This window comes from Micromonospora sp. NPDC047753 (assembly GCF_040642735.1).
Classification (GTDB): domain Bacteria; phylum Actinomycetota; class Actinomycetes; order Mycobacteriales; family Micromonosporaceae; genus Micromonospora.
Genome location: NZ_JBEYSL010000783.1, coordinates 1 through 2,030 on the forward strand (window position 1 = coordinate 1; position 2,030 = coordinate 2,030).

Genomic DNA, 2,030 nt, shown 5'->3' on the forward strand with positions numbered 1-2,030 from the left:
GGTCGACGCTGCACGACGAGTGCGTGGCGTACGTCCGCGCCACCGCCGCCTGACGCAGCTCGCAGGCGGTGCGGCGGTGCGCCGTACCATCGATGACAATAGCAGAACGGTGGCGGGTCCTCCGGGTCCCTTGTGATTCCCAGGTCCGCGCAGTTGAACGCGCTGCCCGCTCCATGGAGGCGCCACCCCCGACTCGGCGTGTACCGGAACAGGTACGCGCCGTCGCCCTGCTGTTTCGGGTCCCAACCGGTCGCCCAGTCCTTCCAACAGTCCACCCTGTCCGGGCTGATCCGGTAACCGTCCGGCAGACCGGGGACGCGGTTCAAGGTCGCCGCCGTTACCGGGCAGCCGTGGTCGGGCCGCCCACCCGCCGTCGTCCTCGAAGGCCGTGCTGGGGTCGTCGGCGCCGACGGTGGTGGCGATGATGCCGACGGTGTCGGCGAGGCGGAGGTCGGCTCCGTCGAGGGCGGGGGGATGGGGACAACCGTCGGTGGATCGGTGGCCGGCGGCGCTGGAGGACCAGAGATTCGGCCGCCCACCAGCGTCGCGGAGGCGACGATCGCCAGCACGCCCGTGGCCGCGGCGGTGCCCCTCGTGACAACGCTGCGCCGACGTAGCCGGCGGGACTCGTGCAGCGCGCGCTCATACAGGTCGGTGCTTCCGCCGTGCTCCGCCACATCGGTCATGACGCCGCGCAGCCGGTCGAGATCGTCGGTCAACGGGGGACTCCCTTCGTCTCCGTCGCCGACAACAGCTCGGGTGCGATCTGTCGCATCCGTGCCAGCGCCTTGCTCGTCTGGCTCTTGATCGTGCCGATCGAGCAGGACAACACATCGGCCGCCTCGGCCTCGCTGCGGTCCTCGAAGAAGCGCAGCACCAGCACCGCGCGTTGGCGGCGGGTGAGTTGATCCAGCGCCCGGAGCAGCGACAGTTTCAGGTCGGTGCGACCCGCGTGGTCGCTGTCCGGGTGAGCCCGGTCGGCCAGTTCACCAGACAGGTTCTCGACAATCCGGGTCCGTCGCCAGCGGCGGACATGCAGGTGGTACATGACGGTGCGGGTGTACGCCTCGAACTGTCCGCCGTCAGCGAGCCGACCCAGCGCCCGATGGGTGCGCGCCAGCGCGTCCTGCACCAGATCCTCGGCCAGGTGCCGATCGCCGGTCAGGAGGAAGGCGCTGCGTTGCAGCGCCGGCGTCCGGGCCCGGACGAACGCGTAGAACTCGGCCTCGGCCGGATCCTCCAGCCGGGCTCTGGTCCTCGTCGCCGGGACAGCCCGACGCGCCACTGGGTCGGCCACCATCGCTCCGCTTCTCGTCATCGGAACAACACCCGCAATCGTGAACTACCACAGGTCATGCTGTCTGCCACGAGCAGAACGGTGGCGGGTCGTCCGGGTCCTTCTCGATGCCCAGGTCGCCGCAGTCGAAGGCGCTGCCCTGTCCGTGGATGCGCCAGCCCTGGCTCTCGGTGTACCGAAAGAGGTACATGCCGTCGCCCTGCTGATTGCGGTTCCAGCCGAACGCCCAGCCTCTCCAGCACCCCACAGTGTCCGGGGTGATGCGGTCCCCGTGGGGTAGCCCGGGCACGCGGTTCAGGGTAGGTGCGGTCACGGGACAGCCGCCGTCGGGCCGCCTGCTCGACGGCGACGGCAGTGTCGGAGGTGTCGACGGCGATGCCGAGGGGGTCGACGCCGACGGCGGCGGGGTGGTGGTGATCGGGGCGGACGCCGTCCCGGGCGGGGTCGAGGGAAGTGCCTCGGCGACAGGTTGACCATCGGAGCAGCCGGCCGAGGCGACCGCGACGAAAACGGCGGGTACGAGGATGCGTAGTCCGGTGTGGAGAGCCATACCTGGTGAAAGGCCCGCCACACCGTAAAGGTTGCCGTCAGCTGACGGGATTTTCGCCCACCGGCTCGGGGCGCACTCCAAGCGTGATGAGTGGGACAACTCGCCGAGGGTCGGCACCTCCACGACGTGGCCGGGCCGACCGGTGCCCTACATCGTCATGGAGTTGGCCGAGGGTGAGACGCT

At 70.0% G+C, this 2,030-nt stretch carries 2 protein-coding genes; both read right to left on the reverse strand.

Features of this window, described 5'->3' with window-relative positions; translation table 11 throughout:
* Positions 1-715: 715 nt before the first annotated feature.
* Positions 716-1,318: a SigE family RNA polymerase sigma factor gene (locus ABZ749_RS34485; protein WP_357235438.1), complete on the reverse strand. Its 603-nt coding sequence runs from the start codon at positions 1,316-1,318 to the stop codon at positions 716-718.
* A gap of 34 nt (positions 1,319-1,352) precedes the next feature.
* Entirely contained in the window at positions 1,353-1,586 is a 234-nt protein-coding gene (locus tag ABZ749_RS34490) for a hypothetical protein (RefSeq protein WP_357235440.1), read from the reverse strand.
* Between the last annotated feature and the right edge of the window lie 444 nt (positions 1,587-2,030).